Raw genomic sequence first — 754 nt, forward strand, 5'->3', positions numbered from 1 at the left:
GTTACGCCGCAGCACTGCTGCATCCAGCAGATAATGTGCGTTATGCACCGTAACGGGCACGACACTGCCATCGTTACGGCCATTGACACTCAGTGTGAGCCACAGGGTGTAATCGTTTTGCTCACTCTTCAATGCGCGCGGCGGAGGCAAACCGTCATACACTTCGGCATGGGCATCCATGATGCCGCACAACAGCAGGCCGGGTAACAGAGCCAGCCGGCGTGCACATGCAAGCCTCATGGTGAGATCGCCACCACGGGACCGTTATCAGTGAGATGAGTGAACAGCGTGCTGCCGATGGGCACTGTTTTCCCCGCAGGCAGGGGGAATTGCATGCTTTGTCCAGCCAGCACGTAACCCAAAAATCCTTTTGCCACGATCAACGACGCTTTACTGACATCCGCTTCTCTGCCCCAAAACACCTCACTTAAACGTGCATGGACCTTGCCTGCATTCCGAATGCGCAACAGTGTTTTTCCCTGCTCGGTCACCAGCTGCCAGCTCAGTTGTGGCTGGCTGGCGGAGGCGGGATCGCGCCGCACATCGCTGCGTGGCTGAGTCCAGACGCCTTTGCCATCGAGGAACAGCGGCAGCACATAGCGCATCTGCAATCGCAGCCCGGCGCTGTTTTTCACCGCAGGCACGTCCGCGTTGGGTATCTCATCGAGGATGATGCGATAGGCTTGTTCGCCCTGCTCTGGCGGCGCAGCTATGCGGATCAGCCGAACCAGCTGGCGCTGTTGCGGCGGAATAG

The 754-nt window shown here is 58.6% G+C and carries 2 protein-coding genes; both read right to left on the reverse strand.

All coding sequences use genetic code 11. The annotated features are described in order from the left end of the window. On the reverse strand, positions 1-240 hold a 240-nt coding region (locus tag H7A81_RS27435; protein ID WP_182059360.1), incomplete at its 3' end, for a hypothetical protein. Continuing rightward, a partial coding sequence (locus H7A81_RS27440) for a molecular chaperone (RefSeq protein ID WP_182059361.1) occupies positions 237-754 on the reverse strand: 518 nt, incomplete at its 5' end. The genes H7A81_RS27440 and H7A81_RS27435, both read right to left, overlap by 4 nt.

The sequence above is a fragment of the Pantoea sp. ME81 genome (assembly GCF_903970985.1).
GTDB classification, from domain to species: Bacteria; Pseudomonadota; Gammaproteobacteria; order Enterobacterales; family Enterobacteriaceae; genus Pantoea; species Pantoea communis.